Annotated in this window: 17 protein-coding genes; 7 read left to right on the forward strand and 10 right to left on the reverse strand. The window is 63.6% G+C overall.

Annotation, left to right across the window (positions count from 1 at the left end; translation table 11 throughout):
- Nucleotides 1–8: 8 nt before the first annotated feature.
- On the reverse strand, nucleotides 9–965 hold the full coding sequence (sppA, locus tag LB526_RS26490) for a signal peptide peptidase SppA (protein WP_224630317.1): 957 nt from the start codon (nucleotides 963–965) through the stop codon (nucleotides 9–11).
- 392 nt (nucleotides 966–1,357) lie between these two features.
- Between sppA and lptC the strand changes: the two genes are divergently transcribed.
- From lptC to ptsN, 6 genes are all read left to right on the forward strand, one after another.
- Complete coding sequence (lptC, locus tag LB526_RS26495; RefSeq protein ID WP_224630318.1) at nucleotides 1,358–2,071, forward strand: LPS export ABC transporter periplasmic protein LptC; 714 nt, start codon at nucleotides 1,358–1,360, stop codon at nucleotides 2,069–2,071.
- Nucleotides 2,058–2,648 carry an LptA/OstA family protein gene (locus tag LB526_RS26500; RefSeq protein WP_224532219.1) on the forward strand — a complete coding sequence of 197 codons (591 nt, stop codon included), beginning with the start codon at nucleotides 2,058–2,060 and terminating at the stop codon, nucleotides 2,646–2,648. The genes lptC and LB526_RS26500 overlap by 14 nt, the downstream gene beginning before the upstream one ends.
- Nucleotides 2,648–3,466, forward strand: a complete 819-nt coding sequence (gene lptB, locus LB526_RS26505; protein WP_095769266.1) for an LPS export ABC transporter ATP-binding protein — start codon at nucleotides 2,648–2,650, stop codon at nucleotides 3,464–3,466. The genes LB526_RS26500 and lptB overlap by 1 nt, the downstream gene beginning before the upstream one ends.
- Before the next feature lie 175 nt (nucleotides 3,467–3,641).
- Nucleotides 3,642–5,171, forward strand: coding sequence for an RNA polymerase factor sigma-54 (rpoN, locus tag LB526_RS26510; RefSeq protein WP_095769267.1), 1,530 nt, complete (start codon nucleotides 3,642–3,644; stop codon nucleotides 5,169–5,171).
- Nucleotides 5,172–5,476: 305 nt separating this feature from the next.
- Nucleotides 5,477–6,064 carry a ribosome hibernation-promoting factor, HPF/YfiA family gene (hpf, locus tag LB526_RS26515; RefSeq protein ID WP_224630319.1) on the forward strand — a complete coding sequence of 196 codons (588 nt, stop codon included), beginning with the start codon at nucleotides 5,477–5,479 and terminating at the stop codon, nucleotides 6,062–6,064.
- 61 nt (nucleotides 6,065–6,125) lie between these two features.
- Nucleotides 6,126–6,590: a PTS IIA-like nitrogen regulatory protein PtsN gene (gene ptsN, locus LB526_RS26520; RefSeq protein WP_042641064.1), complete on the forward strand. Its 465-nt coding sequence runs from the start codon at nucleotides 6,126–6,128 to the stop codon at nucleotides 6,588–6,590.
- 88 nt (nucleotides 6,591–6,678) lie between these two features.
- Here the strand turns inward: ptsN and LB526_RS26525 are convergent, their stop codons facing one another.
- Both LB526_RS26525 and LB526_RS26530 read right to left on the reverse strand, forming a co-directional pair.
- Nucleotides 6,679–6,936 (reverse strand): DUF1150 family protein, encoded by a 258-nt coding sequence (locus LB526_RS26525; protein WP_036257920.1) that lies wholly within the window; start codon nucleotides 6,934–6,936, stop codon nucleotides 6,679–6,681.
- Nucleotides 6,937–6,999: 63 nt separating this feature from the next.
- Complete coding sequence (locus LB526_RS26530) at nucleotides 7,000–7,425, reverse strand: Hsp20 family protein (RefSeq protein WP_095769269.1); 426 nt, start codon at nucleotides 7,423–7,425, stop codon at nucleotides 7,000–7,002.
- Between the two features lie 242 nt (nucleotides 7,426–7,667).
- Between LB526_RS26530 and LB526_RS26535 the strand changes: the two genes are divergently transcribed.
- Nucleotides 7,668–8,609: a nucleoside hydrolase gene (locus tag LB526_RS26535; protein ID WP_224630320.1), complete on the forward strand. Its 942-nt coding sequence runs from the start codon at nucleotides 7,668–7,670 to the stop codon at nucleotides 8,607–8,609.
- Nucleotides 8,610–8,772: 163 nt separating this feature from the next.
- On the opposite strand, the gene LB526_RS26540 is transcribed toward LB526_RS26535, so the two are convergent.
- From LB526_RS26540 to LB526_RS26570, 7 genes are all read right to left on the reverse strand, one after another.
- On the reverse strand, nucleotides 8,773–9,387 hold the full coding sequence (locus tag LB526_RS26540; protein ID WP_224630321.1) for a LysE family translocator: 615 nt from the start codon (nucleotides 9,385–9,387) through the stop codon (nucleotides 8,773–8,775).
- 93 nt (nucleotides 9,388–9,480) lie between these two features.
- Entirely contained in the window at nucleotides 9,481–10,932 is a 1,452-nt protein-coding gene (locus tag LB526_RS26545) for an amidase (protein ID WP_224630322.1), read from the reverse strand.
- A gap of 3 nt (nucleotides 10,933–10,935) precedes the next feature.
- On the reverse strand, nucleotides 10,936–11,841 hold the full coding sequence (locus LB526_RS26550; RefSeq protein WP_224630323.1) for a ribokinase: 906 nt from the start codon (nucleotides 11,839–11,841) through the stop codon (nucleotides 10,936–10,938).
- A gap of 196 nt (nucleotides 11,842–12,037) precedes the next feature.
- Entirely contained in the window at nucleotides 12,038–12,520 is a 483-nt protein-coding gene (locus LB526_RS26555) for a hypothetical protein (protein WP_095769274.1), read from the reverse strand.
- Entirely contained in the window at nucleotides 12,495–13,046 is a 552-nt protein-coding gene (locus tag LB526_RS26560) for a hypothetical protein (RefSeq protein WP_224532213.1), read from the reverse strand. The genes LB526_RS26555 and LB526_RS26560 overlap by 26 nt, the downstream gene beginning before the upstream one ends.
- Nucleotides 13,013–13,405: a hypothetical protein gene (locus LB526_RS26565; protein WP_140546269.1), complete on the reverse strand. Its 393-nt coding sequence runs from the start codon at nucleotides 13,403–13,405 to the stop codon at nucleotides 13,013–13,015. Before LB526_RS26565 ends, LB526_RS26560 begins: the two co-directional genes overlap by 34 nt.
- A gap of 23 nt (nucleotides 13,406–13,428) precedes the next feature.
- Nucleotides 13,429–13,902 carry a hypothetical protein gene (locus tag LB526_RS26570; RefSeq protein WP_224532212.1) on the reverse strand — a complete coding sequence of 158 codons (474 nt, stop codon included), beginning with the start codon at nucleotides 13,900–13,902 and terminating at the stop codon, nucleotides 13,429–13,431.
- Between the last annotated feature and the right edge of the window lie 39 nt (nucleotides 13,903–13,941).

Below are 13,941 nucleotides of genomic sequence, written 5' to 3' on the forward strand. Positions count from 1 at the left end.
ACGGCACCTTAAGGGTGCCAGACCGAAACGAGACCGTCAAGAAACAAGCGGTCGGCGCCAAGTTCGTGAATGATATCGCCGCCGGCATCCGGCAGGCCGAGCGCCTTGGCCGCCACTTTTGCCATCGACTGGGAAAACAGGAAACCGCCACGCCTGTCCTTGTCCTTCCACTCGACGACCTTGAGCTTGCTGTCCACGCCCTTCGTCGCCAGCCAGTCGATCGCCTCCTGCTCGCCGCCGACGGCGTCGACCAGGTGGTTGGCCAAAGCCTGGCGGCCGGTGAAGATCGAACCGTCGGCAAGCGCCAGCGCCTGCTCATGCGACATCTTGCGGCGATCGGCGACGATGCCGACGAACCAGTCGTAGCTGTCGAGGATCAGCTTGCGCACCATGGCGCGCTCGTCGTCATTGGTCGGCTTGAAGGGCGAGGGCGAAGCCTTGAGCGGCGACGATTTCACCTCCTCCAGCTTGATGCCGAGCTTGTCCATGAGACCGCTGACATCAGGGTATTGGATCAGCACGCCGATCGAGCCGACGATCGATGTCTTGCGGGCGACGATGTGGTCGGCAGCACTCGCGATCATATAGCCGGCCGATGCCGCCAGCGTGCCGACTTCGGCCACCACCGGCTTGTCGCCGGCAAGCTTGCGCACGGCGTCGAATGTGGACTCGCCGCCGACCGTGGTGCCTCCGGGCGAATCGATCGACAGGATGACGCCCTTCACCTCCGGCGACTTGCGGATCGATTCCAGCCTTTTGAGCAGTTCCTCGTCCTCGGTGATGGTGCCTTCAATCTTGACCTTGGCGATGTGGGGGACCGCCCGGCCGGTAAAATTGTCGTCATAGACCCAGGTCGAGAAAGCGATGATCGCTGCCGCCAGAACCAGAAACGCGACCACGCGCCAGAACGTCAGCTTGCGGCGCAAGCGGCGGCGGTCGATCAAGTCGTCGGCTCTCATTGCCATTGTCAGCCTCGTGGGTGGTGGGAAAGCACGCTTTTAAAGCAAGCTTCTACGCACGGCTACCGTTTCCTGGCGCGGGTCATCCGCTTCACAGAACGGTGACCCCTCTACTTTCTTGTCCTGATGCAATTCCTGTCGGAAACCGCTCGCAGCTTTCCCGGAACTGTTCCGAAAGGCCCGGCTTCGGCCTCCGGCGGTGACGCCGGGCTCACGAAAAATTAACGCAAGCAGTCCGTATCTGCTATGAAGTACAGGCCATTTCGCCGAATTCCTTTCGATTTTGCGGGCGGCAGCTGTCACATTTTTGCAGTTTTCCTCCGCTTGTGCTTGCTTGTAGGTGCCGGCATACCACCTATAGGCGGTGTTTGGGCGGGCAAAGGTCCATTAGAAAAGTGATGTTGGCGCGATCTGACGAAACGAGCGATGCCGGCGAGGCATCGGCTCCCGCGAACCAAGGCGGCACGCGTGGCGATGCGTTCAACCGCGCCCGGCGGCACTCGCGCCGCGTCCGCGTGCTGAAATTTGCGGTGCCGCTGCTAGCGGTCGCGATCGCCGTCGCCTTTCCGGTCTATTCCTACCTCAAAGCGCCGCTGTCGGTATCGGTGCAGGCCGACGGCACGGCGTTTTCCGACGGCAAGCTGGTGATGGCCAATCCGAAGCTCAACGGCTTCACCAAGCAGAAGCTGCCATATTCGCTGACGGCGAGCAGGGCGACGCAGGATGTCGGCCAGCAAGCCGTCATCGACCTCGAAGGCATCAACGCCAAACTGCCCGTCGCCACCGACAACATCGTGTCGGTCGATGCCGCGCACGGTATCTACAATCGCGACGCCAACACGATGGATCTGACCAGCGACGTCAGCGTGACGACGACGGACGGCCTGATGGCGAAGTTCAAATCGATCTTCCTAGACATGGGCAAAGGCTCTATGAAGACGAGCAATCCGGTCGACGTCAGCCGTGGCGGGTCGCGCATCACCGCGGATTCGATGTCGGTCGAGGACAATGGCAGGCTCGTGGTCTTCGAGAACCGGGTTCGCGTCAACATAGATCCAACTGCGTTGAAGGCAGCGGGGGTAAACGGTGGAGAACAGAATGCGTCGCAGTAAATCCGCATGGCTTCCGGGCGCTGCTTCCGCATTGCTGTTTTTGGCAACGGCGCATTCGTTCGCGCAGTCGAGCGCGACCAGCCAGATTCCCGGGCTCAAGCTGTCGGGTGACCAGCCGATCCAGATCGAAAGCGACAAGCTCGAGGTCCGCCAGGCCGAAAGCATGGCCGTGTTCAGCGGCAATGTGACGGTTAATCAGGGGCCGACCCTGCTCAAGGCCGGCAAGATGACGGTCTACTATGTCAAGGATGCCAATGCCGGCAAAAGTGCCGCAGCAGGCGCATCGGCGATGACGGGCGCCGCCAATATCGACCATCTCGAGGTCGAGAACAAAGTCTACATCAAATCGAACGACCAGATCGCCACCGGCGACACCGGCAAATTCGACATGAAGACGCAGGTGCTGGTGCTTTCCGGCAAGGAAGTGGTGCTGTCGCAGGGCGACAATGTGCTCAAGGGCTGCAAGCTCACCGTGCAGATGAAGAGCGGCCTCGGCAATGTCGAAGGCTGTCCTCGCGTCATCATGATGTTCAAGCCGCAGAAACAGGACGCGCAGCAGGGAGCGTCGAGCAAGTAATGGCCGGCGTGACTTCGCTGCTGGCCCGTCTCCCGGGACGGGCAGCCGCACAACCCGCTGCGCCGGCGACGGTCGGCGCCGACAAGGCAAAGTTCAAGGGCACCCTGATCGCCAAGGGGCTGACCAAGAGCTACAAGGGCCGCAAGGTGGTGAGCGGGGTGACGCTCGGCGTGCGCGCCGGTGAGGCCGTCGGCCTGCTCGGCCCCAACGGCGCTGGCAAGACCACCTGTTTCTACATGGTCACCGGCCTTGTTCCCGTCGACGAAGGTTCGATCGAGATCGACGGCTTCGATGTCACCTCGATGCCGATGTACCGGCGGGCCCGCCTCGGCATCGGCTATCTGCCGCAGGAAGCGTCGATCTTCCGCGGCCTGAATGTCGAGCAGAACATCCGGGCCGTGCTGGAGGTGGTGGAAAAGAGCCGCAAGGAACGCGAGCGCACGCTCGACGAGCTGCTCGAGGAGTTTCACATCAGCCATCTGCGCAAAGCGCCGTCCATGTCGCTGTCGGGCGGCGAACGGCGTCGCCTCGAAATCGCGCGGGCGCTGGCGACGCGGCCTGCCTATATGTTGCTCGACGAGCCCTTCGCCGGCATCGATCCGATCGCCGTCGCCGACATCCAGCAACTCGTTCGCCACCTCACGGCGCGCGGCATCGGCGTCTTGATCACCGACCACAATGTGCGCGAGACGCTCGGCCTGATCGACCGCGCCTACATCATCCATGCCGGTCAGGTGCTGACGCATGGCCGCGCCGACGAGATCGTCGCCAACGCCGATGTGCGGCGTCTCTATCTCGGCGAGGGTTTCACGCTCTGACCGCGGGTTTCGACGCGGTTTGGATGGCCGCGTCACGGCTTTCGGTCATTTTAGCGCTCGATAACGCTCCGGTAAGCCGCAACTGCTAGCGTTTTGCTTGACAAGCAAAAGCCGGGCCAGTTTCTATGCCCGACCGAAAACAGTCGACGCGTAGACGAGGCGTTTGAAGTCCATCATGGCGCTGGCAGCCAAACTGCAGCTCAGACAATCCCAGTCGCTGGTGATGACGCCGCAGCTGATGCAGTCGATTAGGCTGCTGCAGCTCACCCATGTCGAGCTCGAGCGCTTCATCGACGAGGAGATCGAGCGCAACCCGCTGCTGGAACGGGCCGAGCCGCAGGACGATGCCGCCGGCGATCTATCCCAGAAAAGCGAGACATCGCCGGAAAAGGGCACCGACGGCGACTGGTTCGAGGGCGAGATGGAGTGGAGCGCGGAAGCGATCTCGCAAAAGCTCGATTCTTCCCTGGAGAACCTGTTTCCCGACGATCCAGGCACCAGCGAGAGGCTGGGGCCGGATCTCACGGCGCAATGGAAGTCGGCCGCCGGGGGCGGCGCGGGCGCAGCATCGTCCGAGGGGTTCGACGTCGGCGACATGGCCGCGGCCGCCATCACGCTGCGCGAACATGTCGGCGAGCAAATCGCGCTTGCCTCCTTGAGCCCCGGCGAACGCCTTATCGCGGGTGAGCTGGCCGAAGGGCTCGACGAAGCCGGGTACCTGCGCACCGAACTCGACGAGATCGCGGTTCGGCTCGGCACGGACGGCGCGGCGGTGGCGCGGGTGCTTGGCGTGTGCCAGACCTTCGAGCCAGCAGGACTTTTCGCGCGCGACCTTGCCGAGTGCCTGTCGCTGCAACTGGCGGTGCGCGACCGGCTCGATCCGGCGATGAAGGCGCTGGTCGCCAACCTCGAGCTTCTGGCGCGGCGGGATTTCCAGTCGCTGAAACGCATCTGCGGCGTCGACGAGGAAGACCTGCTCGACATGCTGGCCGAGATCCGCGCGCTCGATCCGCGGCCCGGCCTGGCGTTTTCGGGCGGCGCGAGCGACGCGATCGTCGCCGATGTCGAGGTGCGCGCCGCCAATGACGGCAGCTGGGCGGTGGAGCTCAATGCCGATACGCTGCCTCGCGTGCTGGTGGACAATGTCTATTTCGCCCGCATTTCGAGCCATGCCAAGGACCAGGCGGAAAAAGAGTTTCTCGCCGAATGCCTGCAGAACGCCAACTGGCTGACGCGCAGTCTCGATCAACGGGCCAAGACCATTCTCAAGGTGGCGTCCGAGATCGTGCGGCAACAGGACGCTTTCCTCGTCCATGGCGTGCGTCATCTCAAGCCGCTCAACCTGCGTACGGTGGCCGACGCCATCGGCATGCATGAATCGACGGTCAGCCGCGTCACCGCCAACAAATATATGCTGACGCCGCGCGGCGTCTTCGAGCTGCGCTATTTCTTCACCGCGTCGATTGCCTCCGCGGAAGGCGGCGAAGCGCATTCTTCCGAGGCCGTGCGCGACCGCATCAAGCAGATGATCGACGAGGAAAAGCCCATCGACGTGCTTTCCGACGACGCCATCGTCGACATGCTCAAGGAAAGTGGGGTCGACATCGCGCGCCGCACCGTCGCGAAATATCGCGAAGGCATGAACATTCCCTCGTCGGTGCAGCGGCGGCGGGAGAAGCGGGCGCTCGCGAACGCCGGCCGCTAGGCCGATGCGAATCTCGACAAGCCCTGGCCGGTGCGAGACGGTGCTGATTTCCCACAATTCCCGAGTTTCATTGACAAGCCGCAATGAAGTGTCTAGAAGCCCGCCCGCATGGAGCAGGGCGGTGATGCCCGCTAGCGAATGGGTCCGTCAGACACGGCCATGGACGGCCAAGAAGGCGACTTGTGATCAACCGGAAAGTTCGGGTCTAAAATCGGCGCGCATGCCGCTGCAAAGCTTGTGCGCGCGCACCACGGGTATAAACTCGGGAACAGTTTGAAGCCTGAGCAAGGAAGGTCAGTTTTCAGATGAATCTACGCATTTCGGGAAAACACATGGACATCGGCGATGCGTTCCGCACGCGCATCAACGACCGGGTCGGCGAGGCGATCGAGAAATATTTCGATCGGGGTTTTTCAGGACATGTCACGGTCATCAAATCGGGGTCGCGTTTCTCCGCCGACTGCATGGTCCGGCTCGATTCCGGCGCTTCTTTGCAGGCGACCGGCGATGCCCAGGACCCGACGCTTGCCTTCGAGGCGGCGGCCGACCGCCTGGAAACGCGGCTGCGGCGCTACAAGCGCCGGCTGAAGTCGCGCAACACCGGCAACGGCAATGGCGAAGAGCCGACCGACATCGCCTACACCGTGATGGCTCCCCTCGCCGACGACGAGGAAGACATTCCGGAGGACTTCGCTCCGGTCATCGTCGCCGAATCAAGCTTGACGCTGCGGACCATGTCGGTGGCTTCGGCGGTCATCGAACTCGACAACAGCGACAGCCCGGTCTTCCTGTTCCGCAACGCCGGAACCGACCATCTCAACATCGTCTACCGCCGGCCGGATGGCAACATCGGCTGGATCGATCCGTCGACGACCAAAGTCGCGCAAGGATAAAAAGCCAGCCGCGCAAGGGGGCGACGACTGGCGCGGCAGGCGAGCAAGGGATTTTTCAAGCATGGATCTCAGCGATCTCATCAGCGTTCCGGCGATCATGCCGGCGTTGAAGGCGAATTCCAAAAAGCAGCTTCTGCAATTGCTGTCGGAGAGGGCGGCGGCGATTTCGGGGATTCCGGAGCGAGAGGTGTTCGACACCATCCTGCAGCGCGAGCGGCTGGGCTCGACCGGCGTCGGCAACGGCATCGCCATTCCGCACGGCAAGCTCGCCGGCGTGAAGCGAATCGCCGGCGTCTTCGCCCGGCTGGAAACGCCGGTCGATTTCGAGGCGCTGGACGACCAGCCGGTCGACCTGGTGTTTTTGCTGCTTGCGCCGGAAGGCGCCGGCGCCGACCATCTCAAGGCGCTGTCGCGCATCGCGCGCGTGCTGCGCGATGCCGACACGGTGGCCAAGATCAGGGGAACGCGCGACGCGGTGGCGATCCACGCGCTCTTGTCTGATACGCAGGCCTCGCACGCGGCCTGACGTTTTGGGATCGAACCTGGTTTTGGGATGAAACCCTAGAGGGGCCGCCGGGAGCGGCCCTTTCCATTTCAGGCTGCCAGCAATCGCCTTAGTGAATGGCGACAGTGGTCAGGTCGTTCTCCAACGCACCCGCCAGTGCCCGGTCACGGGCGTCGGAAAGCAGAATCGGCTGGCCGTTGGCGGCAAACAGCGCCCACAGCTCCAGGCCGGGCGCGATCTCGCCGAGGCCGGGGAAGCGGCCGCGCAGGTCGTCGCTCGACACTTTCCTGAGATAAGCGACCGAACCTTCGCCGAGATGAGCGAGTTCGCCGCTGGTCATGGTGATCGTTTCGTCAGTTCTGGTCATTTCAAGCCTCCTTGGCGCGAGGACGCCAGGATCGGCCGCCTCGCATAGAGCCATCGGCAAAGGTCAGTCTTTCACCGATATGTTTATTTTCCGTACCATCCGCTCGGACTCCGGCCGATCGAGATCGATCGACAGCAGACCGTTCTTCAGTTCCGCCGCGATCACCCGCATGCCGTCGGCCAGCACGAAGCAGCGCTGGAACTGGCGCGCGGCGATGCCGCGGTGCAGGAATTCGCGCTCGGTGTCGTCGGTCTGACGACCGCGCACGATCAGCTGGTTTTCCTCCGTGGTGACATCGAGGTCGCTTTCTGCAAAACCGGCAACGGCCAGCGTGATGCGCAGCCTTTCGGCCTTGCCGTCGGCGGCATTGAGGCGCTCGATATTGTACGGAGGGTAGCTGTCGCCGGACTTCGCCAGACGCTCAAGCGTCTTTTCCATGGCATCAAAACCCAGGAGAAGCGGGCTGGAGAAAGGCGTCATTCGACTCATTGTTACACTGTCCTCTGAAGAGCGACACAAACTGGAAAAACCCGGATGGCATTTTTCCCGATGGTCTTGATATGGTCCGTCGCGCGATCAAGTTCAAGCCGCCAAATCAGGATGACGTTTCGTCGAACCGTCATCTTCATCCAGCCTTTCATTGGAGCATGATTTCGTCCGAAAACCGGTTCCCACCTTCCGGGAACCATGCTCTAAAACCCGCCCAAAAAGACTTCCCAAAAGGAATTGAAATGCCCCAGTCCAGAAAGATCATCATCGACACGGATCCCGGCCAGGACGATGCCGTCGCCATATTGCTGGCGCTCGGCAGTTCCGAGCTGGAGATCGTCGGCATCACCGCGGTAGCCGGCAACGTGCCGCTGAATCTGACCCAGAACAACGCCCGCAAGATATGCGAGCTGGCCGGCCGGCCCGACATCAAGGTCTATGCCGGCGCCATCCGGCCGCTGGCGCGTGAACTCGTCACCGCCGAGGAGGTGCATGGCAAGACCGGCCTGAACGGCCCGCAGCTGCCCGAGCCGACCATGCCGTTGCAGGAACAATATGCCGTCGATTTCATCGTCGAGACGCTGATGCGCGAGGAAAGCGGCACCATCACGCTCTGCCCGCTCGGACCGCTCACCAACATCGCGCTGGCGCTGATCCGCGAGCCCAGGATCGCGCCGCGGATCAAGGAAATCGTCCTGATGGGCGGCGGCTTCTTCGAGGGCGGCAATGTCACGCCGGCAGCCGAATTCAATTTCTATGTCGACCCGCAGGCCGCCGATCTGGTGTTCAAATCGGGCATTCCGATCGTGATGATGCCGCTCGACGTCACCCACAAGGCGCTGACCACGTCCGAGCGCATCCAGGCCTTCCGCAAGCTCGGCACCAAGGTCGGCACCGCGACCGCCGAGATGCTGGAGTTCTTCGAGCGCTATGACGAGGAAAAATACGGCACTGATGGCGGGCCGCTGCACGACCCGTGCGTGATCGCCTATCTCGTCAAGCCGGAGCTGTTCAAGGGCCGCCACTGCAATGTCAGCGTCGAGACGACCTCCGAGCTCACCATGGGCATGACGGTGATCGACTGGTGGGGCGTCGCCAAGCGCAAAAAGAACGCGATGGTGATGCGCGACATCGATCATGACGGCTTCTTCGCGCTGCTGGTGGAGCGGCTCGGGCGGCTATAAGGGCCGCTTCTTCCTTCCCCCCTTGTGGGGGAAGGTGGATCGGCGCGAAGCGCCGAGACGGATGAGGGGTGCTCCAGCGGAGTGAGACGTCGGCATTCCCTGGAACACCCCTCATCCGTCGCCTTCGGCGACACCTTCTCCCACAAGGGGAGAAGGTGAGGTGCTACTTCGCCTTCGAGAACGCCAGCCACAGTCCGCCGCCGACTAGGAAGCTGCCGCTGATGCGCGACATCAGCTTGACGCGGCTGGCCGACAGAACGCGCCCGGCGCGGCCCGCGGCAAGGGCATAGGTCGAATCCGACATGGCGGCGAAGATCATCGCTGTCAGGCCCATGACGACAATCTGCAGCGTATAATTGCCCTGCGGGGCGATGAACTGCGGGAAGAAGGCGCCGAAAAACACCAAAGTCTTCGGATTTGAGATCGCCACCAGAAAACCCTGCAGGAAGAAGCCGCCGCGCGGCTTTTTGGCCGAGCCGTCGGGGTTCAGCGCGCCTTTGGTGCGAAACATCTGCACGCCCATCCAGATGAGATAAGCGGCGCCGAGCAGCCGCACCCATTCGAACCAGTGGCCCATGCCGGCGATCAGCGTGTTGAGGCCGATGCCGACGATGGCAATCATGATGGCGAGCCCGGCCTGCGTGCCGGCGACGTTGGCCAAGCCGGAGCGCGAGCCGTGGCGGATGCTGTTGGCGATGATCAGCGTGACCGTGGGTCCCGGCACCAGGATGATGACGATGCAGGCGATGACATAGGTGGCGTAGAGTTCCAACGACATGATTTCTCTCGAACAGGACAGCGCCGACTTGGGCGGAGCGCGATCAATGCACGGGATTGACGCTGGCGCAAGCTGGCCGGGCAGGGCGGCCCGTCATGCAGCTCCCGCCGCCCATGGCAGGGTTGCCTCGTAGGAGGCGCCGGCCTTGAGCACGGCGAGGTCGCCGCGCGGGCAGCCGATCAGTTGCATGCCCATCGGCCGGCCCTTGCCGTCGAAACCGGCCGGCACGTTGAGCGCCGGGCAGCCGCCCAGCGTGGCGAAGGCCGAGACCTGCATCCAGCGATGATAGCTGTCCATGGTCCGCCCCGCGACCTCGCGCGGCCAATGGGTGGTCACGTCGAACGGAAAGACCTGCGCGGTCGGCAGGGCGATGAGGTCGAAGCGCTCGAACAGCGACAGCAGCGTGCGGTGCCACGAGGTGCGCCGGACGGTCGCGGCATGGATCTGCGCCGCGGTCAGGCGCATCGCCTGCTCCACTTCCCAGACAGCCTCCGGCTTCAGAAGCCCACGTTTTGCCGGATCGTCATAATGCACCTTCAGCCCGCAGCCGCTGCTCGCCTGGCGCAAGGTGACAAAAGCCTGCCACAGCGCCTCGAAGTCAACATCCGGCACCAAGGCCTCGCTGTGGAAGGAAGCATCGGCGAAGCGGGCAAGCGCAGCCTCGCAAAGATCGAGCACGCCCGGCTCCGTCGGCAAGCGACCGCCGAGGTCGCCCAGCCAGGCGATGCGGCCGCCTGACGCTTTGGTCCGCAAACCGTCAAGGAACGAGCCCGTCTTGTCGTGCGAAAGCGGTGCATACGGGTGATAGCCGGCCTGTTCGTCGAGGAGCAGCGCGATGTCGCGCACGCTGCGGCCCATCGGGCCCTCGACGCCCATCTGCGAATGGAAGACATCGACGTCCGGGCCAGCAGGCACCAAGCCCTGCGAGGGACGGAAGCCGTAGACATTGTTGTAGGCCGCCGGATTGCGCAGCGAACCGCCGAAGTCGCTGCCGTCGGCGATCGGCACCATGTCGAGCGCCAGCGCCACGGCCGCGCCGCCGCTCGAGCCGCCGGCGGTCAGCGCCGGGTCGAAGGCGTTGAGCGTCGGCCCGAAAACCGGATTGTAGGTGTTGGAGCCGAGGCCGAATTCCGGAACATTGGTCTTGCCGATGATGATGGCCCCGGCCTCGCGGACGCGCTCGACGAAGAAGTCGTCCGTGTCGGGAATGAAATCGGCAAAGATCGGCGAGCCGAAGGTGGTTCTGAGCCCCTTGGTCTGGGCAAGGTCCTTGATGGCGATCGGCAGGCCGTACAGCGATCCGGCCTCGCCGCCACGGGCGAGATGAGCATCGGCCCTGTCGGCCTCGGCAAGGATGTCGGCGTGCTCGCGCAGCGAGACGATGGCATTGACCTGTGGGTTCACGGCCTCGATGCGGTCGAGGAACGCGCCGACCACCTCGCGAACCGAAAAGCGACGCCGTCTGATGCCTTCAGCGAGCTCAACGGCGGAGAGGCGGCAGATATCGCCGGCCGGCGGCACGGCATGTTTTGTGACGGGGCGCATCGCTCAACGGGTGCCCGCCAAAGTCGCGTCGACATCCTTGGCCAGTGGGATCGCCGGTTGCGCGCCTGGCTTCAGGCAGGCGAGCGACCCGGCCGCGGCGGCGCGGGTGAGCGCATCCTGAAGTGAGAGACCGGACGACAGGCCGGCGCCGAAATAGCCGCAAAACGTATCGCCGGCGCCCACCGTGTCGACCGGGGTGATCTTCAGCGCCGGAACGGCAAGGAAATCGCCCGGTGTGGCGGCCAGCACCCCGTCGCCTCCGAGCGTGACGACGATGATGCGGCCTATCTTTTTGGCATAGTCGCGCATGCGGGCCGGGCGGTCGCGCCCCGAAAGCGCGAGCGCCTCGCCATAGAGATCGAACTCGGTTTCGTTGGCGACGGCATAGTCGGCCTTGCCGAGGAGGTCGGCGGCTTCGGCACGGAAGGGGGCGGTGTTGAGCACGCTGACGGCGCCCGCCGCGCGCGCCGCGTCGAGCGTGGCCTCGACGGTCTGCAACGGGATCTCGTGCTGCAGGAGCACGACGTCGCCTTTCCTGAGATAGGCCTTGGCGACATCGCCCGGCACAACCGAATCATTGGCGCCCGGCACGACGGCGATGACGTTTTCGCCGTCGCCGCCGACCAGGATCAACGCCGTGCCGGTGGAGGCGAAGGTCTCGCCGACACCGGACAGATCGACATTGCCGGCCCTGAGAAGGGCGAGCGCCTCGGCGGCAAAACTATCCTTGCCGACCGCGCCCACCATGCGCACTTGCGCGCCGGCGCGCACCGCGGCCAGCGCCTGGTTGGCCCCCTTGCCGCCGGGCGCGGTGGCGAAGCCGGAGCCGCGCACCGTCTCGCCGGGTTCCGGCAAGCGGTCGACATTGGCGATGAGGTCGAGGTTGATCGAACCGACAACGATAATCAAAAAACTGCCTCCCGGTGAGGCGGGTCAGCCTGTGCTGAAAGGCGGACCTGCTCCAAGACTTCTGCTTTCTTGCGCAATTCCAGGGGAAATGCATGGCGTGTTTTTTCCCCTGGAATTGCAGGCTGGGCGCGAAGCTAGCCGCAAAGCCCGCCGGTTGCCAGATCATGTCGTCGCTGGCGCGGTCTGGCCCACAGCATCATTCGCAACGGACAGTGACCTCCGCCTGGTAACTGCCGGCCGGGAAGATGCCCGGCGATTTCGTGGCGGTCAGATCGACCTGGATGGTATGGGTGCCGTTGGTCAGCCGCTGCGGCGAGCCGCCTGGGTTATCCAGCCCTGAGCCGTCGAGGCGGAAGACTGAGGCGAAAGAGACGTCGGTGTCGCCGCCGCTCGGAGCCGACGTGAAGGCGATCGGCGCCGGCGCGGAGACGGTATAGCAGTCTAGCAGGTTCAGGATCGAACACAGCGTCGAGTTCGCGATGATGGTGGCGCCGGCGCTCGACCCGCCCGCCTGCTTGGAACCGAATATGTTGATAGAGGGGTTCGACTTCATCGTTCCCGAGGCACCGATCATGATGGTGCAGGTGCCGATGATCGCCGCCTGTGCTGGGAGACAGAAGCCGGCAAGCGCTGCCGTCGTAAGCAGCGCGCGGCTATTTCCTCTTCTTTTTCTTTTCATTGCCGGTCGTGCCTCTGATGCTCCAGCCTTCGTTGGCCCATCCCGCCGATGCGGCCGAGCGAGCCGTAGGAGCCTCGGAAGCCGTGGCAGCGATGCCCGTCGTGCTCCCCGTTGTCTGACCATCGGCGCCAAGGCCCATTTTCAGGAGCTTCAATTCAAGCTGCAGGCGCTCGACTTCCAGCTCGTAGAGGCGGCTGCAATCGACGCGTTTCGGCGTCTGCCCGATCGGGATCACCACGCGGCCGTATGTTGCGATGTCGCTATTGGCCTGATTGCTGCTGTTGTTGCCCCGGATGACGCCGAGGTCGAGATAGGCGCCGCTGCCGGAGACGGCTGAGCGGCAGGTCGTGCCGTCGCTGGCATGAACCTCGTCCTGGCCCTGAGGCAGGCTGACGCCGGGCAGACTGAAACCGGTCTGGTTCTGATTCAGGTTCAGGATGTCCTCGGCAAGCCCCTGACTTACGACAGCCAAGGCGGACAGCAGGGACAAGGTCAGAACCTGCGATGCCCGAAAAACTTTCCGCATATCTGTGCCCTTATCTGGGTCTGCTCGCTTGGAAAGGGGATACTCTCGGTACAGATACGCACCTTGCGCTCGTTCGCGCCGTCGAACGGGACGACCACCAGAACCGGACGCGACGCCTGGCCGGCCAGAAGGAAGGCGCTTGGCGTGATCTTGGCGTCGACCGGCTGGAAATCCTGGTCATAGACATGAACCTCGACACGTATGCGCTGGTTATACGGGTTGCCTGGGAAGACACGAACGGCGAAGGCATCCGCGAAGGATCGCACCTCACCCCGCATCGGCGTCATCGACTGGCCGGTCGCGGCGATGGGAAACAGCACGGCAGTCAGGCCCGCCGCCAGAATTGCAATCGTTCTCAAGGATCACTCCTTTCGCGACAAGACTATTCGCAGCGCAGCGTCACCGTTGCTTGGTAGTTGCCGGCGGAGAAGCGGTTCGTGCCGCTCTTGGTGCCGGAAAGATTGACGGCGACCGTGGATGTGCCTGGCACCGTCAGGGCCGTCGCAGTGCCGGTTTCCGCAATCGTCTGGGCGCCGGAAGTGGCGAAGGTGGGGGTCCATGTCGTCGCCGTAACGTCCGAAGCCGGCACGGTCGTCGTGGTTACCGGGTCTACGCTGAGCGAGACGCCGCCCGTGGTATCGACCTGAGCGCTGCCGGCTGAGCCGCCGGCATTATGCGAGCTCAGCGACTGAAGATTGCTGCTGGCGGTCATCGTACCGTTGGAGTTGATCGTGACCGTGCAGGTCGCGGTGATCGTACCATTGAACAGCACATTTCCGGTGGTGGCGGCCGATGCTGCCTGGCCGCCGCAGGCGGCGAGCACGCTCGCAGCCGTGACGGCGCGAAAGAACTTCATTGAGACCCCGCTTTCGAGCCGGATAATGCGGCTCAATGT

Origin of the sequence: Mesorhizobium sp. CA6 (assembly GCF_020165035.1) — a bacterium.
GTDB lineage: Bacteria > Pseudomonadota > Alphaproteobacteria > Rhizobiales > Rhizobiaceae > Mesorhizobium.